The organism is Burkholderia sp. AU31624 (assembly GCF_020420065.1).
Lineage (GTDB): Bacteria > Pseudomonadota > Gammaproteobacteria > Burkholderiales > Burkholderiaceae > Burkholderia.
Map to the genome: position 1 here is coordinate 22,618 of NZ_JAIZRT010000017.1, position 21,420 is coordinate 44,037.

The 21,420-nt window shown below is 64.9% G+C and carries 17 protein-coding genes; 4 read left to right on the forward strand and 13 right to left on the reverse strand.

Annotated features, from left to right (window positions below; genetic code table 11):
• Positions 1-4 precede the first annotated feature (4 nt).
• From LGM89_RS36740 to LGM89_RS36775, 8 genes are all read right to left on the reverse strand, one after another.
• Positions 5-1,000, reverse strand: coding sequence for a type II secretion system F family protein (locus LGM89_RS36740; protein WP_179254808.1), 996 nt, complete (start codon positions 998-1,000; stop codon positions 5-7).
• Positions 993-2,357: a CpaF family protein gene (locus LGM89_RS36745; protein WP_089494727.1), complete on the reverse strand. Its 1,365-nt coding sequence runs from the start codon at positions 2,355-2,357 to the stop codon at positions 993-995. The genes LGM89_RS36740 and LGM89_RS36745 overlap by 8 nt, the downstream gene beginning before the upstream one ends.
• Before the next feature lie 3 nt (positions 2,358-2,360).
• Positions 2,361-3,641, reverse strand: a complete 1,281-nt coding sequence (locus tag LGM89_RS36750) for a fimbrial protein (RefSeq protein WP_089473244.1) — start codon at positions 3,639-3,641, stop codon at positions 2,361-2,363.
• Positions 3,642-3,686: 45 nt separating this feature from the next.
• Complete coding sequence (locus tag LGM89_RS36755; protein WP_089472664.1) at positions 3,687-5,021, reverse strand: type II and III secretion system protein family protein; 1,335 nt, start codon at positions 5,019-5,021, stop codon at positions 3,687-3,689.
• Between the two features lie 66 nt (positions 5,022-5,087).
• Positions 5,088-5,999, reverse strand: a complete 912-nt coding sequence (gene cpaB, locus LGM89_RS36760; protein ID WP_089494726.1) for a Flp pilus assembly protein CpaB — start codon at positions 5,997-5,999, stop codon at positions 5,088-5,090.
• An 85-nt stretch (positions 6,000-6,084) separates the two neighbouring features.
• On the reverse strand, positions 6,085-6,555 hold the full coding sequence (locus LGM89_RS36765; protein ID WP_089494725.1) for a TadE/TadG family type IV pilus assembly protein: 471 nt from the start codon (positions 6,553-6,555) through the stop codon (positions 6,085-6,087).
• Entirely contained in the window at positions 6,552-7,052 is a 501-nt protein-coding gene (locus tag LGM89_RS36770) for a prepilin peptidase (RefSeq protein ID WP_089494724.1), read from the reverse strand. Before LGM89_RS36770 ends, LGM89_RS36765 begins: the two co-directional genes overlap by 4 nt.
• Positions 7,053-7,134: 82 nt before the next feature.
• Positions 7,135-7,305 carry a Flp family type IVb pilin gene (locus LGM89_RS36775; protein WP_089472660.1) on the reverse strand — a complete coding sequence of 57 codons (171 nt, stop codon included), beginning with the start codon at positions 7,303-7,305 and terminating at the stop codon, positions 7,135-7,137.
• Between the two features lie 678 nt (positions 7,306-7,983).
• On the opposite strand from LGM89_RS36775, the gene LGM89_RS36780 reads away from it, so the two are divergent.
• From LGM89_RS36780 to LGM89_RS36795, 4 genes are all read left to right on the forward strand, one after another.
• Positions 7,984-9,753 carry a collagen-like triple helix repeat-containing protein gene (locus LGM89_RS36780; RefSeq protein ID WP_226275791.1) on the forward strand — a complete coding sequence of 590 codons (1,770 nt, stop codon included), beginning with the start codon at positions 7,984-7,986 and terminating at the stop codon, positions 9,751-9,753.
• A 40-nt stretch (positions 9,754-9,793) separates the two neighbouring features.
• Positions 9,794-11,218: a collagen-like triple helix repeat-containing protein gene (locus LGM89_RS36785; protein ID WP_089494722.1), complete on the forward strand. Its 1,425-nt coding sequence runs from the start codon at positions 9,794-9,796 to the stop codon at positions 11,216-11,218.
• Positions 11,219-11,362: 144 nt separating this feature from the next.
• On the forward strand, positions 11,363-13,048 hold the full coding sequence (locus LGM89_RS36790) for a ShlB/FhaC/HecB family hemolysin secretion/activation protein (RefSeq protein WP_226206444.1): 1,686 nt from the start codon (positions 11,363-11,365) through the stop codon (positions 13,046-13,048).
• 166 nt (positions 13,049-13,214) lie between these two features.
• Positions 13,215-13,676, forward strand: coding sequence for a DUF2147 domain-containing protein (locus tag LGM89_RS36795; RefSeq protein WP_046545504.1), 462 nt, complete (start codon positions 13,215-13,217; stop codon positions 13,674-13,676).
• A 103-nt stretch (positions 13,677-13,779) separates the two neighbouring features.
• Here LGM89_RS36795 and LGM89_RS36800 read toward each other — a convergent pair whose 3' ends face one another.
• From LGM89_RS36800 to LGM89_RS36820, 5 genes are all read right to left on the reverse strand, one after another.
• On the reverse strand, positions 13,780-14,190 hold the full coding sequence (locus tag LGM89_RS36800; protein WP_089494720.1) for a transposase: 411 nt from the start codon (positions 14,188-14,190) through the stop codon (positions 13,780-13,782).
• Positions 14,191-14,334: 144 nt separating this feature from the next.
• The gene (gene zapE, locus LGM89_RS36805; RefSeq protein ID WP_226275793.1) at positions 14,335-15,432 is read right to left on the reverse strand and encodes a cell division protein ZapE; all 1,098 of its coding nucleotides are present in this window, start codon (positions 15,430-15,432) and stop codon (positions 14,335-14,337) included.
• Between the two features lie 99 nt (positions 15,433-15,531).
• Positions 15,532-16,962, reverse strand: coding sequence for a dihydrolipoyl dehydrogenase (gene lpdA / locus LGM89_RS36810; protein WP_089425219.1), 1,431 nt, complete (start codon positions 16,960-16,962; stop codon positions 15,532-15,534).
• Between the two features lie 83 nt (positions 16,963-17,045).
• Entirely contained in the window at positions 17,046-18,320 is a 1,275-nt protein-coding gene (odhB, locus tag LGM89_RS36815; protein ID WP_089456100.1) for a 2-oxoglutarate dehydrogenase complex dihydrolipoyllysine-residue succinyltransferase, read from the reverse strand.
• A gap of 135 nt (positions 18,321-18,455) precedes the next feature.
• Positions 18,456-21,320: a 2-oxoglutarate dehydrogenase E1 component gene (locus LGM89_RS36820; RefSeq protein ID WP_046545499.1), complete on the reverse strand. Its 2,865-nt coding sequence runs from the start codon at positions 21,318-21,320 to the stop codon at positions 18,456-18,458.
• Positions 21,321-21,420: the final 100 nt, after the last annotated feature.

Here is a 21,420-nt window from a genome sequence, read left to right on the forward strand (position 1 = left end):
GCCGTCACCTGAGTTTGGCCATGTGGTACAACCAGATCCCGCCCGCGAACTGCAGCATGAAGGCGACGAACAACAGCTGACGTCCCGTGTAGTCGTTCCACATCGACTGGAGATAGAGCGGATTCGTCGCGATCACGAAACTGCCGATCGCAATCGGCAACATGACCAGCACCCACGCGGACAACCGCGTCTCCGACGACATCGCCGCCAGCTCCCGCTCGGCCTGCTCGAGGTCGCGCATGAACGTCGACATCCGGTCGAGCATGACGTCGGCGCGGCCGCCGTACCGAACCGAGAGCCGCAGCACCGAACCGACCAGTTCGAACTCCTTGGTCTGATAGACGCTCGCGATATGCCCCATCGCACGGTCGATCTCGACCCCGGTGCGCAACATCCGCGATACGTGGTCCAGACACCCGCGCAACGGCGCCTCCGTCGTCAGCAGCGCAGCCTGGAACGCCGCCGGCACGCTGTTGCCGAGCGTGACGAGACGCACGATGCCGTCGAGGAACGACGGCAACTGGCGCACGATCGCCAGGCGCCGCCGCTGAATGCGGGACACGAGCCAGAACACGAGCAGCGACGCGCCGCACACGAGCGCGGCGATGCAAGCGAGCCAGCCGCCCCGGTTACCGGCCACGAGCCCGACCGCGGCCAATCCCAATAGCGCGAGAAGCGCCTTGCCGCGTGCATCCTCGATCCCTGCACGACTCGCCAGGTTGGCGAGGTATTCCATCGCGATCTCGCGCCAGTGTGCCCAGCGCGACGCCGGCGCGGCGGATTGCGCGCGCGCCGCGCCGGACGCGGCCGCGACGTTCGGCGCCGGCCGCGCGTCGCGCTGAATCGCACCCGCCGCCCGCGCGGCCGGCTCGATGCGGCTGTCGATGAAGCGCTGCACGTCGGCTCGGCCGCGTTTCGCCTCGCCATGCCGCCACAGCATCAACGCGGCGGCCACGCAAAGCAGTGCCATTGCAAGCACGCCGGCCATCAGGCTATACATTGAAGCCCCCGCCCCCGCGCCCGAAGCCGCCACCGAAACCACTGCCGCCGCTACCGCCGAAACCGGCGGCCTGCAGCGACTGGCGGAAGCGTGCGAGCTTCGGCGAATGCGGATGAATGCCGAGCGACTCCCAGTTGTCGACCTCTTCGCCCTCCGGCGTCACACGCGCCTCGTAGCGATACAGTTCCTGGGTCGCGATGATGTTGTCGGACAGTCCGGTCACTTCGGTAACCGAAAGAATCCGGCGCCGGCCGTTCGATAGCCGGCCGATCTGCACGATGAAGTCGATGGCATTCGCGATCTGCCGGCGCAGGCTCGATTCCGTTCCCTGGAAACCCGCGAAACCGGCCAGCATCTCGAGGCGATACAGACACTCGCGCGGCGAACTCGCGTGGACGGTACCCATCGATCCGTCGTGCCCCGTATTCATCGCCTGCAACATCTCGAGCACCTCGCCGCCGCGCACTTCGCCGACGATGATGCGATCCGGCCGCATCCGCAGCGTATTGCGCAGCAGGTCGCGGATCGTCACGACGCCGTTGCCGTCGAAGCCGCCCGGGCGGCTCTCGAGACGCACGACATGGGGGTGATTCAGCGAAAGCTCGGCCGTGTCCTCGATCGTCACGACCCGCTCGTGCTCGGGAATGTGAAACGCGAGCGCATTGAGCAGCGACGTCTTGCCGGAGCTCGTGCCGCCCGACACGAGGACGTTGCAGCGCGCCTCGACCGCCGCTTCCAGCAACGTACCGATTTCCGTATTGAACGTGCCGTTGGCGAGCAGGTCGGCCGGCTTCAGCGGATCCTTGCGGAATTTCCGGATCGAGACGACCGGCCCGTCGATCGACAGCGGCTCGATCACGACGTTGACGCGCCCGCCGTCCGGCAGCCGCGCGTCGACCATCGGGTTCGACTCATCGAGACGTCGGCCGATCGGCGCGAGGATGCGGCGCACGATCCGCAGCAGGTGCGCGTTGTCGGTGAAACGGATCGGCAGCTTCGCCAGGATGCCGTGGCGCGACACGTAGATGTCGTTGTAGCCGTTGATCAGGATGTCCTCGACGTGCGGATCGGCGAGCAGGTCCTCGATCGGACCGAACCCGGCGAGCTCTTTCGTCAGCGCCTCCGCAATCGCCCTGACCTCGGTCTCGTTCAGGGGAATGCGCCGCAGACGCACGAAGCTGTCGATTTCCAGATCGACGAACTGGTTGATCGCCTGGCGCGACCAACGGCCGAATTCGGCGCCGAGTTCCTCGATGCGCGTCAGCAGATGCTCGTGCGCGGCATTCTTGATGTCGTGAAACTGCTGCGACTGGGAGAACGGCGCTGCGCCGTCGGCAAATTGGATGTCGTGTGCCATCGCTTACGATCGCCTGGACGAAGGTTGAATGAAACGCTTCAGGGCGGACAAGCCCAATGCGGTGCGCTGGCCGGCGGAAACCGGGCCGGCCAGTCGATCTGCGAGCGGCTCGAGGGCACGCACATAAGGATCGCGTTCGGCCGTATCGACGATCAGCCGCCCCTGGTTGGCCGCCTGGCCGATTGCCACGCGACGCGCCGGCAGCGTCGCCAGGTGCGAAATGCCGAGCCGTTCCGCGATCTGGGCCGGCGTCAGGCTCAGCGTCGCGTCGTACTGGTTGACGACGAGACGAATCTTGCCGATGTCGACGCCCGCATCGCGCAGCCCTTCCAGCAGGTCGACCGCCGAGACGATCGAGGCGACGCCCTGGTCGCACACGAGCCACGCCTCGTCGGCCACCGCCGTGATCTGCGCAACGAATTCATGGTTCGTGAATCCGCCGAGATCGATGATCTGCTGATCGAAGAACGCGCGCAGCCGGTTCAACAGCCCGACGCATGCGGCGTACGACACGTCGCGCAGGTCGGCGAGATTGGGCGGCAACGTGGTCAGCGCGACGCCGCTCGCGTGGCGCGTCAGCGCGGTATTGACGAACGTCCGGTCGATGCGCCGCAGGTTGCGCACGGCTTCGACGAAATGGAATTCGCAGCGCGTGTTGAGGAACAGCGCACTGTCGCCCGCGGGAAGCCCGAGATCGACCAGCGCCGTCTGCCGCGCGTGAGGCGCGGCGACGCCGAATGCAGGCGTGCCGCCTTCCGGGTCGGCCGAACCCATGCGCTTGTGCAGCCACACGGACAGATTCGAGGCGAGCGTGCTGACGCCCATCCCGGCGCGTGCGCCGAGCAACGCGACGACTTTGCCGTGCCGGTTGGCCGGCTCGGTGCCGGTATGTTCCAGCAACCCGCGGGTGATCCGCAACGCATCCTCGGCACTACCGGACACGTCGATGAAATCGCGTACGCCGGCCCGCAGTGCGGCCAGCGCGCTTTCCGGCTCCGAGAGCGTGCCGAGCGCGACGACCGGCAGGCCTGGATGGGCCAGCCGTACGGCAGCCGCGGCAGCGCTCGCCGCGCTGTGCGCACGGGAAAAATCGATGAAGACGATCGCGGGATTGAGCCCCGTGATGCGCTGGCTCAGCGCGCCCGGTTCGAGCGACAAGGCTTCCACCGTGCCGGCCGACACGAGTGTCTCGCCCAGCCAGCGGGCATGCTCGTCCTGCTGCGATGCGCACACGAAATAATCGGTCACGGCAGGCTCAGCCAACGATAGGGTTCTCGCGTTCATGTTGAACACCCCCGGTTACATATCGCGCGACATCTCGTCCCGCATTCATTTCGAAAATCCGGGCGCCGCATCGGGTGATGCGATACCGCCAAGATACGACCGCCACACCGGACCATCGCGCTGTTCGGACAATTCGCCCGGCGTGGTCGGCAACGGCGCGCCCTTCGCGATCGGCGCAACGAGATGCGGCGTCACGATGATCACCAGTTCCTTATCGTTCTGCTGATAGTTCAGCGACTTGAAGAAGGCGCCGATGATCGGCAGGTCGCCCAGGACCGGCACCTTGTTGATGTTCGACATCGTTTCGCGGTCGATCAGGCCGCCGATCACGAAGCTTTCCCCGTCGCCGAGCTCGACCGTGGTGTCGGCGCGGCGAGTCGTGATCGCCGGCACCGAGACGCTGTTGATCGTGACGCCATGCTGGAAGTCGAGCTGGCTCGATTCGGGCGCCACCTTGAGTGCGATGCGGCGCTGGCTCAGCACGGTCGGCGTCAGGGTCAGGCCGACGCCGTACTGCTTCCAGTCGATCGCCGTCGAGCCGAGCGCCTGCGGCACCGGCACGGGAATTTCGCCACCGGCGAGAAAGCTGGCGCTTTGCCCGGACAACGCCACGAGGGTCGGCTGCGCGAGCACACGGGCCAGATTGTTCGCCTCGAGAATCGAAATATTGCCGAAAATGCCGCGCCCCGCCGAATTCACCACCAGGTTGAACGCGGACGCGATCGGAATGCCGCCCGTCGCCTGGAATGCCCCCGTCCCCCCGCCGGTCACCGACTGGAGACCGCCCGGCGAAAATGCGCCGAAAGCGAATCCGTTGCTCTGCTTGAAGAAATTCAGCCCCGCTTCCTTCAGCACCGAACGGCTGAATTCCACGACCCGGACGTCGACTTGCACGACGTTCCGATTGCCGACCGTCGACGCATCGATCACCGCCGCATCCTTGCCGCCCATCCGCTTGCCGACGGCAACTGCCCGCTCGTGCGCGTCAAGCGACGCTGCCGCGCCCGACACGACTGCCGCGCCGCCATACGCCCTCACGGACGGTCCCGCGCCGTCCAGCACGGCCTGTGCGGCTGCATCGACGACATTGACGTTCCACACGGTCGGCTCGTCGCGACCGCGCTCCCACAGCATCACATTCGTCGAACCCGGCGCCTTCGCAACCAGCAGCACATTGCCGGCGCGACTGCCCTTCATGACCAGCACGTCGACGACCGACGGATCGCCCACCGCGATCCGCTGCAGCGTGCGGCCGGTAGCGACCTGTCGCTGCGAGCCGACCGCCAGATCGATCGACCCGTTTGTGCCGGCGGCCCCGGACAACACGGCGAAGGTCATGGCCCAGATGGCAATCGCGTATGCAATCAGTTTTTTTGTCATTGTGTCGGAGACCGTCATACGGCCTTCTCCCTTCCGTTACTGCTGTCGATGACCGTGTTTAGGTTGTCAATAAGCGACCGTTTCGGTTCGCCCACCCCGAATCACTTCAATACTGCTCCCGCCTTCGCGCGCGACGATCGGTGCGCGCGGCGCACGCGCCGGCGCCTGCACGCGGGGCGTATTGCGTGCCCGCCCGCCTGAAAGTTCATCGAGCCACACGCCGGCGGCCGCCTGCCCGGAAGGCGTCAGGTCACCGGCCGTGCGGATCGCGACCGTCTGCGTCGCGACTTCGTCATCGCGCGGATTGCGCAGTGCCAGCGTCAGCCGGCCGCTTGCTTCCGCGAGCGTCAGCGCATCGACCTGTGCCGTCGGCACGGCGAGCACGGCGGTCCGTACCGCGCCGCCCGGGCCGCCGCTGCCGTCACGATCGGGCGTCGCGTCGCCGAACGACAGGATCCGCAGCTTCGACATCAGCAATCGCGCCTGTGAATTGGGAATTTCCGAGCCGGTTTGCGCCATCCCCGAGTTGTCGCGCCGCAAATTCAGGAACACGTCGACAAAGTTGCCGGGGCGCAACCGGTTTCCGACCGCATTCGTCTCGTCGACCTTGATGGCCACCGCCCGTTCGCCGGGCGCCACCTGGTTCGCCAGCCCCGACGTCAAGCCGCCCTCGACGACCGGCGCGGCGGCAAGAATGTCGTTCGCCGGAATACGACCGACAGGCAGCGACGGATCGCTGAAGCCGCCGGTCGGCATCATGGGTGCCGAAGCCAGCTTCAGGGCATCGGCCGGAATCGGTTGACCAGCCGGCAACAGACGCGTCGCCACGACCACCGGGACCGTCTGCACCGTCGCCACAGCGGGCGCCGCGGCCGGCGGATGGGCCGGCGCGCGGCCAAGCATCCACGCATAGATCCCGAGCAGCACGGCGAGCGCAATCAGCAGCCCGGCGATGATCTTCGTCAAGTTGTTGCCCATGGTGAATGTCGAGTGCCGTAAATGTTGTTATGTCGATATGCGAACGCCGCTTGCACCTGTTACCGCGCGCCGCCCGGCGTCCGTTTCATAAAATGGTGGCCGGGTTGATCTGCACGGTTGCCGTGCCGGTCAACTGCGTCGGCGTAACGAGTCCGAGCAGGGGCAGCGATGGAACCAGCGGGTTGGTCTTGTACGGGTACGTCACCGTGACCGTCACACAATACATGGTTGCGTCGTAACTGCATGCCCCCGACACCGGCGTCGGAATCTGAACGTTGGCCAGCCACGTCGTGAGCCCGACCGCCGTCGACTGTGCCGCCTTCGCACGGTCCGTCAGCGCCTGCGCCCCCGACCCGTTGGACTCGTAGACATAATTCAGCGCCGTACGCGCGCCTTCGGTCGCCGCGAGCGTCAAGCCCTGCTGAACGGCGAAGATCAGCCCGTACGTCACGATCGCGTACATGATCAGGAAGAACAGCGGAAACACCAGCGCGAACTCGACCGCCGTCGCCCCCTGCTGACGCCGCCACGACCGCGGCCGGCACTGTCGCTTCATTGCACCCCCCCGGTAACGACGAGATAGGCCAGCCATATCGCTGCAGGCGCGACGAGACAGGCCGCATACGGCGTCGCCCGCCGCGCACCGAGCGCGAACGTCGGCGAACCGCGCGACCACAGCGCGCCCAGCGGCGTATGGGACAGCGTCATCAGCGCGAGGACATGTATACCGGCCACCAGGCTGGCGACAACCCACAGCCACGGCAGTATCGACAAACCGCACCACGCGCCGAGAACCGCGAACACCTTCACGTCCGCCGCGCCCATCACGCGAAATGCAAAAAGCGGGAAAAAGCTCAAGAATCCGACGAGCATGCCGATCAATGCCTGCCCGACTGAAATACCAAACGGATTTGCATTGGCCAATGCACTGGCAAGCGCCGCCAGGAGTCCGACGACGACAAGCGTATTTCGAACAAGCCGAAATCGAATATCACCGGCGGCAACGAGCGTCGCCCAGGCAAAAAAAATGCTGGTACTGAGAAGATGTGCCATATCGCGATCGACCGACCATGTCGACGTAAGGGCGAGCGGGCCGCGAAAACGGACCGCTCGCCACCCATCGAACTAACGAGGATCAGCCGGTCGGCAACGTATTGGCAATCGTGGTGAACAGCGCCGAGATCTTGGTACCGATAGTGGTGACGCTACCGATGATCAAGGCCGCAATCAGACCCGCAATCAGACCATACTCGATCGCGGTAACCCCGTCTTCTTCCCGAAGGAAGCGAATCATCATTGCTTTCATTTTATTCCTCGTGCCTGTATTTACGTTCTTTGGCCTTTTATACGTATACGTCCTCGCATATCTGGCCGGTTGCCCCGCTCTGTTCGCCACATCTGCTGTAGCGACAATCGGGTGCACTTTCTTTATAGATTGCCCCGAGGGGCATGGCTCAACATTTGATGCAAGTTAACATTCGCGATAGTGACCCTCCTCGAACGTTGTGTACCGAACCGTACATTTGCTTACATCTGCTGCCGATTCTATATCCGATCCCATTTAAATTCCAACCTCTTTTAACGACACGGATCGAAAAAAATGACCAGGAGCACAACGTATTTGTACGGCGTTTCGGTACGACTTACACATAGGATTTACGATAGGTTAGATGTGCACACCTAATCCACCAGTAAAACAATTGCCTCGTCCACCAAGCCTGCACGCCCCCCACGTTACGCCGCACGCGTAACGCCAATGTTGTGACGTTACGTTACGAAACGCGCGAAACCGTTCTCATTCGTCTGTCCTTAAACAGATTCAACAATCTTTCAATTTCCATAACCTCCTTTTCCGACAAGGAATTGCCCCGTTTAAAACCTGTTGTCGAACCGTCGAGCATCGAAATGGCACGACAGTTGCAGAGTAGTCCTCGCACCACTCAACACAACGAAGTTCACAACACATTTTTAATGCGAGGACGAAATGGACATTAAGGTTATCCCCCATGGCGTGTTCCGGACGACTCTGATCGCGGCCACCGTTGCAGCCATGCTTTCCCTCTCCGCGTGCGGCGGTTCCGGCTCCATCAGCCAGGGGCTCGGCGGCGGCTCGAGCTCGGGCGGCGGCGATACGATCTCCACCTCCGGCACGAGCGGTACTTCGGGCACGAGCGGCACCAGCGGTACCTCGGGCACCAGCGGTACGTCCGGCACCAGCGGCACCTCGGGCACGAGCGGCACCTCCGGCACCAGCGGCACCAGCGGCACCTCGGGCACGAGCGGCACCTCCGGCACCAGCGGTACGTCGGGCACGAGCGGCACCTCGGGTGTGTCGTCGAACCCAGTGGGAACTGTCCTCGCAAGCAGCAGCAACATCCTCACGAGCGCCGGTGGAACCGTCTCGGGCCTCGGCTCCGTCATTGCCAACCAGTCGCTGCCGGGTGTCAACCCGGCCACCACGCAAGCCGCAGGCGGCATCGTGCAGAGCGTTGGCGGCGCCGTGACCGCACTGGGCAACGGCCTTGGCAACGGTCTCGGCCAGCTTGGCGCGACGAAGGATCCGCTCGGCACCACGCTCGCCAGCACGGGCGGCGTGGTCAACCAGCTCGGCGGCGCGGTCACGCAGACGGGCAATCTGGTCTCGAGCCTCGGCAGCGGCCCGCTGACGCCGCTGGCACCGGTCACGGGCGCCGTCGGCGGCCTCGTGTCGACGCTCGGCGGCGCCGTATCGAACGGCGGCACCACCCTCACCAACGCGCTGTCGACCGGCCCGATCCAGCAAGTCACGCAGACGGTCAGCTCGGCCATCACGCCGATCACGACGATGGTCGGCCAGACGACCCAGACGATCGGCACCGCGACCGGCCTCGGCGCGCCCGTCAACACGCTGCTCGGCACGGTCGGCAACGGCCTGAACCAGGCCGGCGCCCTGCTCGCGTCGGCGGGCGGCAACCCTGTCACGACCGGCCTTGGCAACACGGTCTCGTCGACGGGCAACACCGTGAAGGCCGTCGGCGGCCTGCTCACGGGCGGCACCGGCGGGGTGACCAACCCGCTCGCACCGCTCACGGGTCTCCTCACGACGGTCACGGGTACGCTCGGCGGCGCAACGGGTGGCGCCAGCAGCCCGCTCGCCCCGGTCACCGGCCTCGTCTCCACGGTCACGGGTGCGCTCGGCGGCGCAGCAGGCGGCGGCAGCGGCCCGCTCGCCCCGGTTACCGGCCTCGTCTCGACGGTCACGGGCGCACTCGGCGGCGCAGCAGGCGGCAGCGGCGGCCCGCTCGCCCCGGTTACCGGCCTCGTCTCGACGGTCACGGGTGCGCTCGGCGGCGCAGCAGGCGGCAGCGGCGGCCCGCTCGCTCCGGTCACCGGCCTCGTCTCCACGGTCACGGGCGCACTCGGCGGCGCAGCAGGCGGCAGCGGCGGCCCGCTCGCTCCGGTCACCGGCCTCGTCTCGACGGTCACGGGCGCACTCGGCGGCGCCACGGGCGGCACGAGCGGTGGCCCGCTCGCCCCGGTCACGGGTCTCCTCGGCGCGGTCACGGGCGCACTCGGCGGCGCGACGGGCGGTGCAGGCGGCAGCAGCCCGCTCGCTCCGGTGACGAACGTCGTGTCCACGGTGACCAGCACGGTCGGCGCACCGGCATTGACCGGCGGCACGGGCGCCGTCACGAACTCGGGTTCGTCGTCGAATCCGCTCGCGCCCGTCACGTCGCTGATCGGCGGCCTGCTCGGCGGCACGCACGGCAAGTAAACCGACATCCATCAATCGACAAGACAGCGAGGAGTCCATCATGTCCCAGCAACGTTCTCTCACGACAGTCGCCCTGCGCCAGTGGCGCGCGCCCCTCACGGCCTTCGCCGCCGCCTGCCTGCTGGCCGCCTGCGGCGGCGGTGGCGTCAGCTCGCCGCCCACCAGCAGCAACAACAATAACAACCCGAGCACGAGCGGTACGCCAAGCACGAGCGGCACCAGCGGTACGTCCACCGGCACCAAGGGCGTGGTCAGCACGGTCGGCCAGACGGCCACCGACCTCGGCAGCACGGTCGGCAACATCAGCGTGCCGGGCCTGGGCGACGGCGTGACGAAGGGTGTCGGCAGCACGCTCTCCAGCACCGGCACGATCGTCGGCGCAGCCGCCGACGCGGTGAGCAACGGGCTGGGACAGATCGGCACGACCAAGGATCCGGTCGGCACGACCGTCGCGGGCCTCGGCAACGTGGTCGGCGCGACGAGCAACACGGTGTCCGGCCTGAGTTCGACGGTCAAGGCGCTCGGCACCGGCCAGCTCGCGCCGCTCGCGCCCGTCACGACGCCGGTCGGCACCGTGCTCGACACGGTGGCCAACGGCTTGACGGCTGCCGGCACGACGATCGGCTCGACACTGTCGTCTGGCGCCGTGCAGCAGGTCACGCAACCGCTCAGCTCGGCAATCACGCCGCTCGTGATCACCGCCGGCCAGGTCACGCAACAGGTCGGCACGACGACCGGCCTCGGCCAACCCGTCTCGGGCCTGCTCGGCCAGGTCGGCGGCGCGATCAGCTCGGCCGGCAAGCAGGTGGGCGGCACGTCGAGCCAGCCGCTCGTCGGCGACGTCGGTCAGCTCGTCACGGCAGTCGGCAACACCGTGACCAACGCGGGTGGCCTCGTCAACCCGAACGGCCCGAACGGCGCGGCACCGATCCCCGGCCTGATCACGAGCCTCGTCGGCGGCTCGACGGCGACCGTACAGAACGGCACGTCGTCAGGCTCCGGCTCGACGAATCCGCTCGGCGGCCTGCTGTCGGGTCTCGGCTCGACGCCGCTCGGTTCGCTCACGGGCGCACTCGGCGGCGCGACCGGCGGTTCGGGCAGCAGCCCGCTCGCGCCCGTCACCGGCCTCGTCTCCACCGTCACCGGTGCACTGAGCGGTGCGGCGGGCGGCAGCGGCGGCCCGCTCGCCCCCGTCACGAATCTCGTGTCGACGGTCACGGGCACGCTCGGTGGCGCGACGGGTGGCGCAGGCAGTGCAAACCCTCTCGCGCCTGTCACCGGTTTGCTGAATACTGTCACCGGAGCAGTCGGCGGCGCAGCAGGATCCGGGGGATCGAGCCCGCTCGCACCGGTCACGTCGCTGGTTGGCGGCGTCACGGGTACGGCAACGTCGGGCGGCAGCTCGACGGGGCTGCTGGCACCGGTAACGGGGTTGCTGGGTACGCTGGGTAGCGTTGGCAAGTAAGGAGGACGGTCGCACCTTCGCAGCCGGAGCGAATGGCGCGGCCGTACAAACACAACCGGCATTGCGGCACGCGGCGCGCGGCACCCTGGTGTCGCGCGCCGGCATTACAAAGAAGACGAAGAGCAAGGCCAACGAGGAAGAACAATGAAATCCAGACTCGACAGATGGATGATGCTGCTCGCCATCGCGGCAGCAGGCACGGCACATGCACAAACGCGCGTCGGCGGTAACCCGCTCGACTCCCTGCCCCAGATCAACGCGCCGAAAACCGGCCCGAACGTGACCGTGCAGGTCGCACCGCAAGCACCGCAATTGCAGGAGTTGCTGTCGCGTCACCTGACACCGACCACATTCCAGGTCGAAGGCGTGAAATCCGTTCCGTTCGACGAGATCTCGCGTCGCTTCACCCCGCTCGTCGGCAAGGACATCACGATCGGCGAGCTGATCGAAACCGCCAACGGCGTGACGAAGCTGTACCAGGATCGCGGCTTCGCGCTGTCGTTCGCGTTCGTTCCTGCGCAGACGTTCGAGAACGGCGTCGTGCGCATCACGGTTGTCGAAGGCTATGTGTCGGACGTCAAGGTCACCGGCAAGCCCGGTGCAATGGAATCGAAGATTCGTGCGATCGCCTCGCATATCACTGCCGATCGCCCGCTGCGCCGCGCGACGTTCGAACGCTACGTGAACACGTTCGGCCTGTTGCCCGGCCTCACGGTCAAGGCGAACGTACCGCCGCCGCAAACCACCGACGGCGCCACGACGCTCGAACTCGCGGTCGACCGCAAGCCGTTCAACGTCAGCACCGGTATCGACTTCAACCACCCGGGCGTCCAGGGTCTCATCACCGCGACCGAAAACGGCCTCACGTCGTTCGGCGAGCAACTGAGCATTTCCGCGCTGGCGCCGCCGGGGCGCGACAAGCAAACTTATTTCGCATTCAGCGGCGCGATACCCGTGGGCAGCAGCGGCCTGATCACGCGCCTCGACGCGAGCACCTATCGCGGCAAGCCGACGGACAATCCTGGCTTGCCGTCGTACATCCAGCGTACGGTCAAGAACGAGAAGCTCGGTCTTTCGGCATCCTATCCGATACTGCTGAACAACCAGCGCAGCCTGCTCGGCACGGTGTCGGGCTACGCAGCGCACAACGAGGACAATTACCAGAACCAGATCACCGGCGCGACCCTCAACAATCGGTCGCAGGTTCGCGTGCTGCAACTGCAACTCGACTACACGAACGTCCAGCCGAAGCAAGTGCGAAAGTTGAGCGTCAACGTGGCCAAGGCGTTCGACATCCTCGGCGCATCGAAGTCGCAGACCGCCCAGGCAAACGGCTCGACGATCACGTACGCCGACCCGACATCACTGACCTTCGTCCGTACCGGCGCGACCTTCACGCAAACCAACGAGTGGCCGTTCCGGATCGGCACGTCGGTTTCGCTGACCGGGCAATACAGCCCCGACTCGCTGCCGACGTCCGAGCAGATCTCGTTCGGCTCGACGCGTTACGCGCTCGGCTATCAGCCGGGCGAAGCGTCGGGTGACTCGGGATGGGGGATGTCGCTGGAGGTCAACCGCGGCTTCACGCCGGGCTGGACGTATATGAAGTCCGTTACGCCGTACATCGCCTATGACATGGCGCGTGTGTACCTGCACGCAGGCACACCGTCGCCGAACCGCATGTCGTCGGTCGGCATCGGCGTGCGTTTCACCGACAGCCGCTTCTACAGCCTCGACCTGAACGTCGCGAAGCCGGTGGGTGACGCTCCCGTCGAAAGCGCGTCACGCAGCCCGCGCATCAACGCCGCATTCTCATATCAGCTCAACTGATCGGCCACCCAACAGCCCGCGCCCGCGGGCTGTTTCGATTAGAGTCCCCTCTATCAAACGTGGCGCGTTGTTTCACGTATTCTGGCGAAGCTCGCAACATGCCCCGCCCCATGCAGACGGTCGTGCGAGCAAATCGAACACGACATGCAAAACAAGGAGGACGACAATGATTCAACTGACCCGCCCGTTTCGTGCCATCGCCGTCGCCGGCGTACTGCTCGCTTGCGCCGCTCCCACGTTCGCACAAGCAGACAGCCCCATCGGCATGTGGCAGACGATCGACGACAACACGCATCAGCCGAAGGCGCTCGTGCAGATCGCCGAGGACGGTGATGGTGCGCTGACCGGCAAGGTCGTGAAGGGCCTCGGCGCGAACGATACGCCTGATCGCCGCTGCACCGCCTGCACGGACGAACGCAAGGATCAGCTCATCAAGGGCATGACGATCATCAAGGCCATGAAGAAGGAAGGCGACCACTGGGACGGCGGCAACATTCTCGACCCGGAGAACGGCAAGGTCTACAAGTGCAAGATGACGCTCGAAGACGGTGGCCAGAAACTCGTCGTGCGCGGTTACATCGGCGTGTCGCTGCTCGGCCGTTCGCAGACCTGGGTTCGCCAGCAATAATGCGGCTCGCGCTTAAATGCGCGGCTCAATGAAAAAATCGGCCTGCGACGAAGTCGTCAGGCCGATTTTGTTTTGGTGCATGCGTGGCGGGAACTGATCAACATCACGCTGCATGCTTCAGCGTGTCCGACGCATAGCTGCCCGGTGCGCGATACGCGGGCGCCGCATTGCTGCGTGCTTCCGCCGCCTTCGATTGCGTGTGCTTGCGCATCCGCGTGGACAACTCGTTGCACAGATTCACGCCTGCGTCGCCATAGAGTTCACGCATGACACTCATCAACGTGCCCGTCTCGTGCCAGACCTTGAAGCGACGATGGCAAGTTTGGTACGAAGGGTAACGACGCGGCATGGCCGACCACGTTGCACCACTGTAGATCACCCAGAGCACGCCGTTCAGGACGGCACGCGTATTGGCCAACGGGCGGCCGCGCAACTCGGTGCGCGGCTGCATTTCGGGCAGAAGCGACGCAACGCAGCGCCACTCTTGATCGGTCAGATCGCGATACGGTGTCATGGATATCTCCAGCCTTAGTAACCATGACACAACGATATCGGCTCACCTCAACAATGAATATAAGACAAATCCGAAATTACCCTGAGATTGCTTTAATTTGACCGGAATTGACGTTTGAATTCCGTCAATTGCCGGAAATCGCACTCAAGTCAGCGACGTATCGACGATGCGGCGCGGCGTTTCGATGTATTCCTCCGACTGCATCTCGACGATTCGCGAGACCGTACGGGCAAACTCGTTGGCCATCGGGCCTTCGATGTACAACTGCTCCGCCGGCACCGCCGCGGACATCAGCAGCTTGACCTTGTGGTCGTACAGCACGTCGATGAGCCACGTGAAGCGCCGCGCCTCGGACGCCATCCGCGGCGACATCTGCGGCACTTCGGACAGCACGATCGCGTGGAAGCGGCTCGCCAGCTCGAGATAGTCGTTCTGCGAGCGCGGGCCGCCGCACAGCGTCGCGAAGTCGAACCATACGACGCCGTCCGCCTTGCGCAGCGCCTTCAGTTCGCGCTTCTCGATATGCAGGAGCGGGCTTTCGTCAGGAACGGCAGCGAGCTTCTGAAACGCATGCCGCAATTCGCGATCGGCATCCGCGCCGAGCGGCGTGTGATACATCTTCACCTGCGCGAGCGTGCGCTGGCGATAATCGACGCCCGCATCGACGTTGAGTACGTCGAGCTTGGACTTGATCAGCGCGATCGCCGGCAGCATGCGGTCGCGATGCAGGCCGTCCGGATACAGGTCGTCGGGATCATAGTTGGACGTCATCACGAACTGCACGCCGTTGTTGAACAGGCGGTCGAGCAGACGGTACAGAATCATCGCATCGGCAATGTCCGACACGTGGAACTCGTCGAAGCAGATCAACCGGTAGCGCTTCGCGATGCGCCGTGCGAGTTCGTCGAGCGGATCGGCCTGCCCTTTCAGCTCCTCGAGCTCGCGGTGCACTTCGCGCATGAATTCGTGGAAATGCAGGCGCGTCTTGCGCTGCACGGGCACGACCGCGAAGAAGCTGTCCATCAGGAAGCTCTTGCCGCGACCGACGCCGCCCCACATGTAGACGCCGCGCGGAAGGTCGGGATGATTGATGAGCTTCTTGAATGCGTTCGAGCGGCGCGCCTTGTACTCGACCCACTCGTCGAAACATTGCTGCAGGCGATCGACGGCCGCGCGCTGTGCGGGATCGGACTGATAGCCGCGCGTGGTCAGTTCGCGCGTGTAGTATTCGGTGACGTTCATCGGGCAAACCGGAAAAAACGAAGGCGGGCGGGAATCCCCGCCCGCCTTCGTCATGAGACGGCTGCGCCGGCCGATGGCCGGCCGGCGCTTATACCGCGCTCAGCTGTTCAGCGAGCGCTTGTCGACGGCGAGCGCCGCTTCGCGCATCACTTCCGACATCGACGGGTGCGGATGGCAGATGCGGGCGATGTCTTCCGACGCCGCCTTGAATTCCATCGCCACCACGGCTTCCGCGATCAGGTCCGACGCGTTCGCCGCGATCACGTGCACGCCGAGCAGTTCGTCGGTCTTCGCGTCCGCGATCATCTTCACGAAGCCGTCCGGCGCGTTCATGCCGAGCGCGCGGCCGTTGATCGAGAACGGGAACTTGCCCGACTTGATCTCGCGGCCTTCCGCCTTCAGCTGCTGCTCCGTCTTGCCGACCCAAGCGATTTCCGGGTACGTGTAGATCACCCACGGAATGCAGTTGTAGTCGATGTGCGGCTTCTGGCCGTCGATCACTTCCGCGACCAGCACGCCTTCGTCTTCCGCCTTGTGCGCGAGCATCGGGCCACGCACCACGTCGCCGATCGCGTACACGTTCGGCACCGCCGTGCGGCAGTGGTCGTCCACGTCGATGAAGCCGCGCTCGTTCGCCTTCAGGCCGATTGCCTCGAGGCCGAGGTTGTCGGTGTTCGGCACGCGGCCGACCGACACGATCAGGCGGTCGGCGTCGAGCGTCTGCGCGTTGCCGTCCTTGTCCGTGTAGGCGATCGACACGCCATTCGCGGTCGTCTTCACTTCGCCGATCTTCACGCCGAGGTTGATGTCGAGGCCCTGCTTCTTGAACAGCTTGGCCGCTTCCTTCGCGAGCGCTTCGTCAGCTGCGCCGAGGAAGGCCGGCAGCGCTTCGAGCACCGTCACTTCGGCACCGAGGCGGCGCCACACCGAGCCGAGCTCGAGGCCGATCACGCCTGCGCCGATCACGGCGAGCTTCTTCGGCACCGAGTCGAACGTCAGCGCACCTTCGTTGTCCGACACGATCTTGTTGTCGACCGGAATGCCCGGCAGGTGACGCGCCTTCGAGCCCGTCGCGATGATCACGTTCTTTGCGGTGACGACTTCGGTTTCACCTTCGCCGCTCACTTCGATCTGCACGCCGGCATCGGTCTTGCCGGTGAACTTGCCATGGCCCTTCAGCCAGGTGATCTTGTTCTTCTTGAACAGGAACTCGATCCCGCTCGTCATCTTCTCGACGATCGCGTCCTTGCGGCCGAGCATCTTCGCGACGTCGATCTTCACGCCGTCGACCGTGATGCCGTGGTCGGCCAGGTGGTGCGACGTGTTCTCGAACTCTTCCGACGATGCGAGCAGCGCCTTCGACGGGATGCAGCCGACGTTCAGGCACGTACCGCCGAGCTTCAGCGCGCCGGCCGGGTTCTTCCACTTCTCGATACAGGCAACGGTCTTGCCGAGCTGCGCGGCGCGGATCGCGGCGATGTAGCCGCCGGGGCCGGCGCCGATCACGACGACGTCAAATTCCTTGGACATGACAATCCTTTCTTCTTGTGCAACCGCACGGGCCGCGCGTGTCGCGCGCCCGTGCGGTGCGGGTCAATGCGGTGAAACTCGGCTTACAGGTCGAGCAGCAGGCGTGCCGGATCTTCCAGCGCATCCTTCATCGCGACGAGCGACAGCACGGCTTCGCGGCCGTCGATGATGCGGTGGTCGTACGACAGCGCGAGGTAGTTGATCGGACGGATCACGATCTGGCCGTTTTCGACGACCGGACGCTCCTTCGTCGCGTGCACGCCGAGGATTGCCGACTGCGGCGGGTTGATGATCGGGGTCGACAGCATCGAGCCGAACACGCCGCCGTTCGAGATCGAGAACGTACCGCCCGTCATTTCCTCGATCGACAGCTTGCCGTCCTTCGCCTTCTGGCCGAACTCGGCGATCTTCTTTTCGATCTCGGCGAGGCTCAGTTGATCCGCGTTGCGCAGGATCGGCACGACGAGGCCGCGCGGCGAGCCGACAGCGATACCGATGTCGAAGTAGCCGTGGTAGACGATGTCGTTACCGTCGATCGACGCGTTCACGAGCGGGAACTTCTTCAGCGCGTGGACGGCCGCCTTCACGAAGAACGACATGAAGCCGAGCTTCACGCCATGTTCCTTCTCGAACTTGTCCTTGTACTTGTTGCGCAGTTCCATGACCGGGGCCATGTTCACTTCGTTGAACGTCGTCAGGATCGCGTTGGTCTGCTGCGACTCGAGCAGACGCTCGGCGATACGCGCACGCAGGCGCGACATCGGCACGCGCTGTTCCGGACGGTCGTTCAGCCAGGTCGCGGCCGATGCCGGCACCTTCACTTCCGGCAGCGACGGCTTCGCAGCGGCGGTCTTCGCCGGTGCGGCGGCCGGTGCGGCCTTCGGTGCGCTGCCTGCTGCCAGCGCGTCGCCCTTCGTGACGCGGCCGTCGCGGCCCGAACCTGCGACGTCGCCCGCCGACAGACCCTTCTCGGCCAGCAGTTTCGATGCGGCCGGCGATGCGGTGGTCGACGATGCGGCTGCGGCGACCGGCTGTGCTGCCGGTGCGGCTGCAGCAGGCGCTGCTGCCGGCTTGACTTCGGCGGCGCCTGCCGCGGCTTCGGCTGCACCTGCCTTCGCTTCGGTGTCGATCGTTGCGATCAGCTGATCGGCAACGACGGTGTCACCGTCGTTCTGCAGCACTTGCGCGAGCACGCCCGCGGCCGGTGCCGGCACTTCGAGCACGACCTTGTCGGTCTCGAGTTCGATCAGGATTTCGTCTTGAGCAACTGCTTCGCCCGGCTTCTTCTTCCACTGCAGCATGGTGGCTTCCGAAACCGACTCCGAAAGCTGGGGGACTTTGACTTCTACGATAGCCATGTGATTTTCCTGGATGCTTAATCTGGGGTGTGACGAGGTTCGTGCGATTCCTTCGGCCGGTGCGGCGCGCGACGCGCCCGGCCGGCCAAAAGAGACGGGAAAGCGCATGGCGCCTTCCCGTTCCGCTTCCGTCGGTTATTTCGCGATCGATGCGCTCTTCAGGCGGCCGAAAGCACCTTCGATGAGGGCCTTCTGCTGCTCGTAGTGCTTCGCGTAGTAGCCAACCGCCGGCGAGGCCGAAGCCGGACGGCCGCTGTATGCCAGCTTCTGCCCTTCCTTCATGCCTTCCTTCAGATGGTGCTCGACGTAGAACCAGGGGCCCTGGTTCTGCGGCTCGTCCTGCACCCAGACCACTTCAGTCGCGTTCTCGTACTTCTTCATTTCGGCTTCGAACTGCTTGTGCGCGAACGGATACAGCTGCTCGATACGGATGATCGCGACGTCGTTCGCCTTCGCTTCGCGGCGATGGGCGACGAGGTCGTAATACACGCGGCCCGAGCATGCCAGCACGCGCTTGACCTTCTTCGCGTCGATGCCGCCGTCGGTTTCGCCCAGCACCGGCTGGAACGAACCCTTCGCGAGTTCCGACAGGTCCGACACCGCTTCCTTGTGACGCAGCAGCGACTTCGGCGTCGCGACGATCAGCGGCTTGCGGAACAGGCGGATCATCTGGCGACGCAGCAGGTGGAAAATCTGTGCCGGCGTCGTCGGTTGAACGACCTGCATGTTGTGATCCGCGCACAGTTGCAGGAAACGTTCGATACGCGTCGACGAGTGCTCCGGACCCTGGCCTTCGTAGCCGTGCGGCAGCAGCATCGTCAGACCCGACACGCGGCCCCACTTCACTTCGCCCGACGAGATGAACTGGTCGATCACGACCTGCGCGCCGTTGACGAAGTCGCCGAACTGCGCTTCCCACAGCACGAGCGTGTTCGGCTCAGCGGTCGAGTAACCGTATTCGAAGCCCAGCACCGCTTCTTCCGACAGCACCGAGTCGATCACCGTGAACTTCGCCTGGCCTTCGGCGATGTTCTGCAGCGGCACGTACGTGCCGTCGTTCCAGCGCTCGCGGTTCTGGTCGTGCAGCACCGCGTGACGGTGCGTGAACGTGCCGCGGCCCGAGTCCTGGCCGGTCAGGCGCACCGAGTAACCCGATGCGACGAGCGACGCGAACGCGAGGTGTTCGCCCATGCCCCAGTCGAGCGGCTGGTCGCCACGCGCCATGTTGCGGCGGTCGTTGATCACGCGCTCGACGAGCGGGTGGACCTTGAAGTTTTCCGGGACCGTCGTGATGCGTTCGCCGAGGCGCTTCAGTTCCGCGAGCGGCACGGCCGTGTCGGCTGCATCCGTCCACTTGCGGTTCAGGAACGGAACCCAGTCGACCGCGTACTTGCTCTTGTAGTTCGACAGGACCGGGTCGACCGTGTGGTGACCGTCGTCCATCGCCTTGCGGTACGCCTTCACGAAGTTGTCGGCGTCTTCCGCGGTGATCACGCCCTGCTGCACGAGCTTCTCGGCATACAGCGCACGGGTGCCCGGGTGCTGCGCGATCTTCTTGTACATCAGCGGCTGCGTGACCGCCGGCGTGTCCTGCTCGTTGTGGCCCAGCTTGCGGAAGCAGACGATGTCGATCACGACATCCTTGTGGAACTGCATCCGGTAGTCGATCGCGATCTGGATCGCGAGCACGACAGCTTCCGGATCGTCGCCGTTCACGTGCAGCACCGGCGCTTCGATCATCTTGACGACGTCGGTACAGTACAGCGTCGAGCGCGCATCGCGCGGGTCGGACGTCGTGAAGCCGATCTGGTTGTTGATGACGATGTGCAGCGTGCCGTGCGTGCCGTAGCCGCGCGTCTGCGCGAGGTTCAGCGTTTCCATCACGACACCCTGGCCAGCGAAGGCCGCGTCACCGTGGATCTGCACCGGCAGCACTTGCAGGCCGTCTTCGTCGCCGCGACGGTCCATCCGCGCCTTCGCGGAACCTTCGACCACCGGATTCACGATTTCGAGGTGCGACGGGTTGAACGCGAGCGACAGGTGGACCGGGCCGCCTTCCGTCGACACGTCCGACGAGAAGCCCTTGTGGTACTTCACGTCACCGGCCGGCAGGTCGTCGACGTGCTTGCCTTCGAATTCGGCGAACAGGTCGGCCGGCATCTTGCCCAGCGTGTTGACCAGCACGTTCAGACGGCCACGGTGGGCCATGCCGATGATGATTTCCTGCACGCCGCGCTTGCCTGCGTGCTGGACGACTTCGTCCATCGCCGCGATGAAGCTTTCGCCGCCTTCGAGCGAGAAGCGCTTCTGGCCGACGTACTTGGTATGCAGGTAACGCTCGAGGCCTTCGGCGGCCGTCAGGCGATTCAGGATGTGCTTCTTCTCGTCGGCCGAGAAGTTCGGCGTCGCGCGGGTCGACTCCAGGCGCTCCTGCCACCAGCGCTTCTGTTCCGGGTCGCTGATGTACATGTACTCGGCGCCGATCGTGCCGCAGTACGTGTCGCGCAGACCCTTGACGATGTCACGCAGCGAAGCCTGGTCGAAACCGAAGTACAGGTTGCTTGCGCTGTAGGTCTGGTCGAGGTCGCCTTCGGAGAAATCGTAGAACGCGGGTTCGAGCTCGGGAATGGCGGGACGTTCGCGACGCTTCAGGGGATCCAGATTGGCCCATTGCGAGCCAAGGAAGCGATACGCGCTGATAAGGGACTGGACGTGCACCTGCTTGCGTGCCGCAGCCAGATTGGTCGTGCTTTCGCGCGGGATGAAGGCATTGGCCTTCGCGCGCTCGGCGAACGATTCGACGATCGGAAAATGGGCGACGTCATTGGCATTCGAACCGTCCGTTGCAGGCACATTCTGCAGCGCGTCGAAATACTCTCGCCAGTTCTCCGGCACCGATGCCGGATTGTTGAGGTATGCATCGTACAGTTCTTCAACGTACGAAGCATTGCCGCCGAACAGATAGGAGTTCAGCTGAAACTGCTTCATTACATCTGACATTTTACGCTCACCTTTCTTCGAGCTTCTCGAGAAATAGCGGGTTACTCAACCTTCCGCGACACGGCCTGACCGTTTAGCGGATTGCGAATCAAGTCTTGCT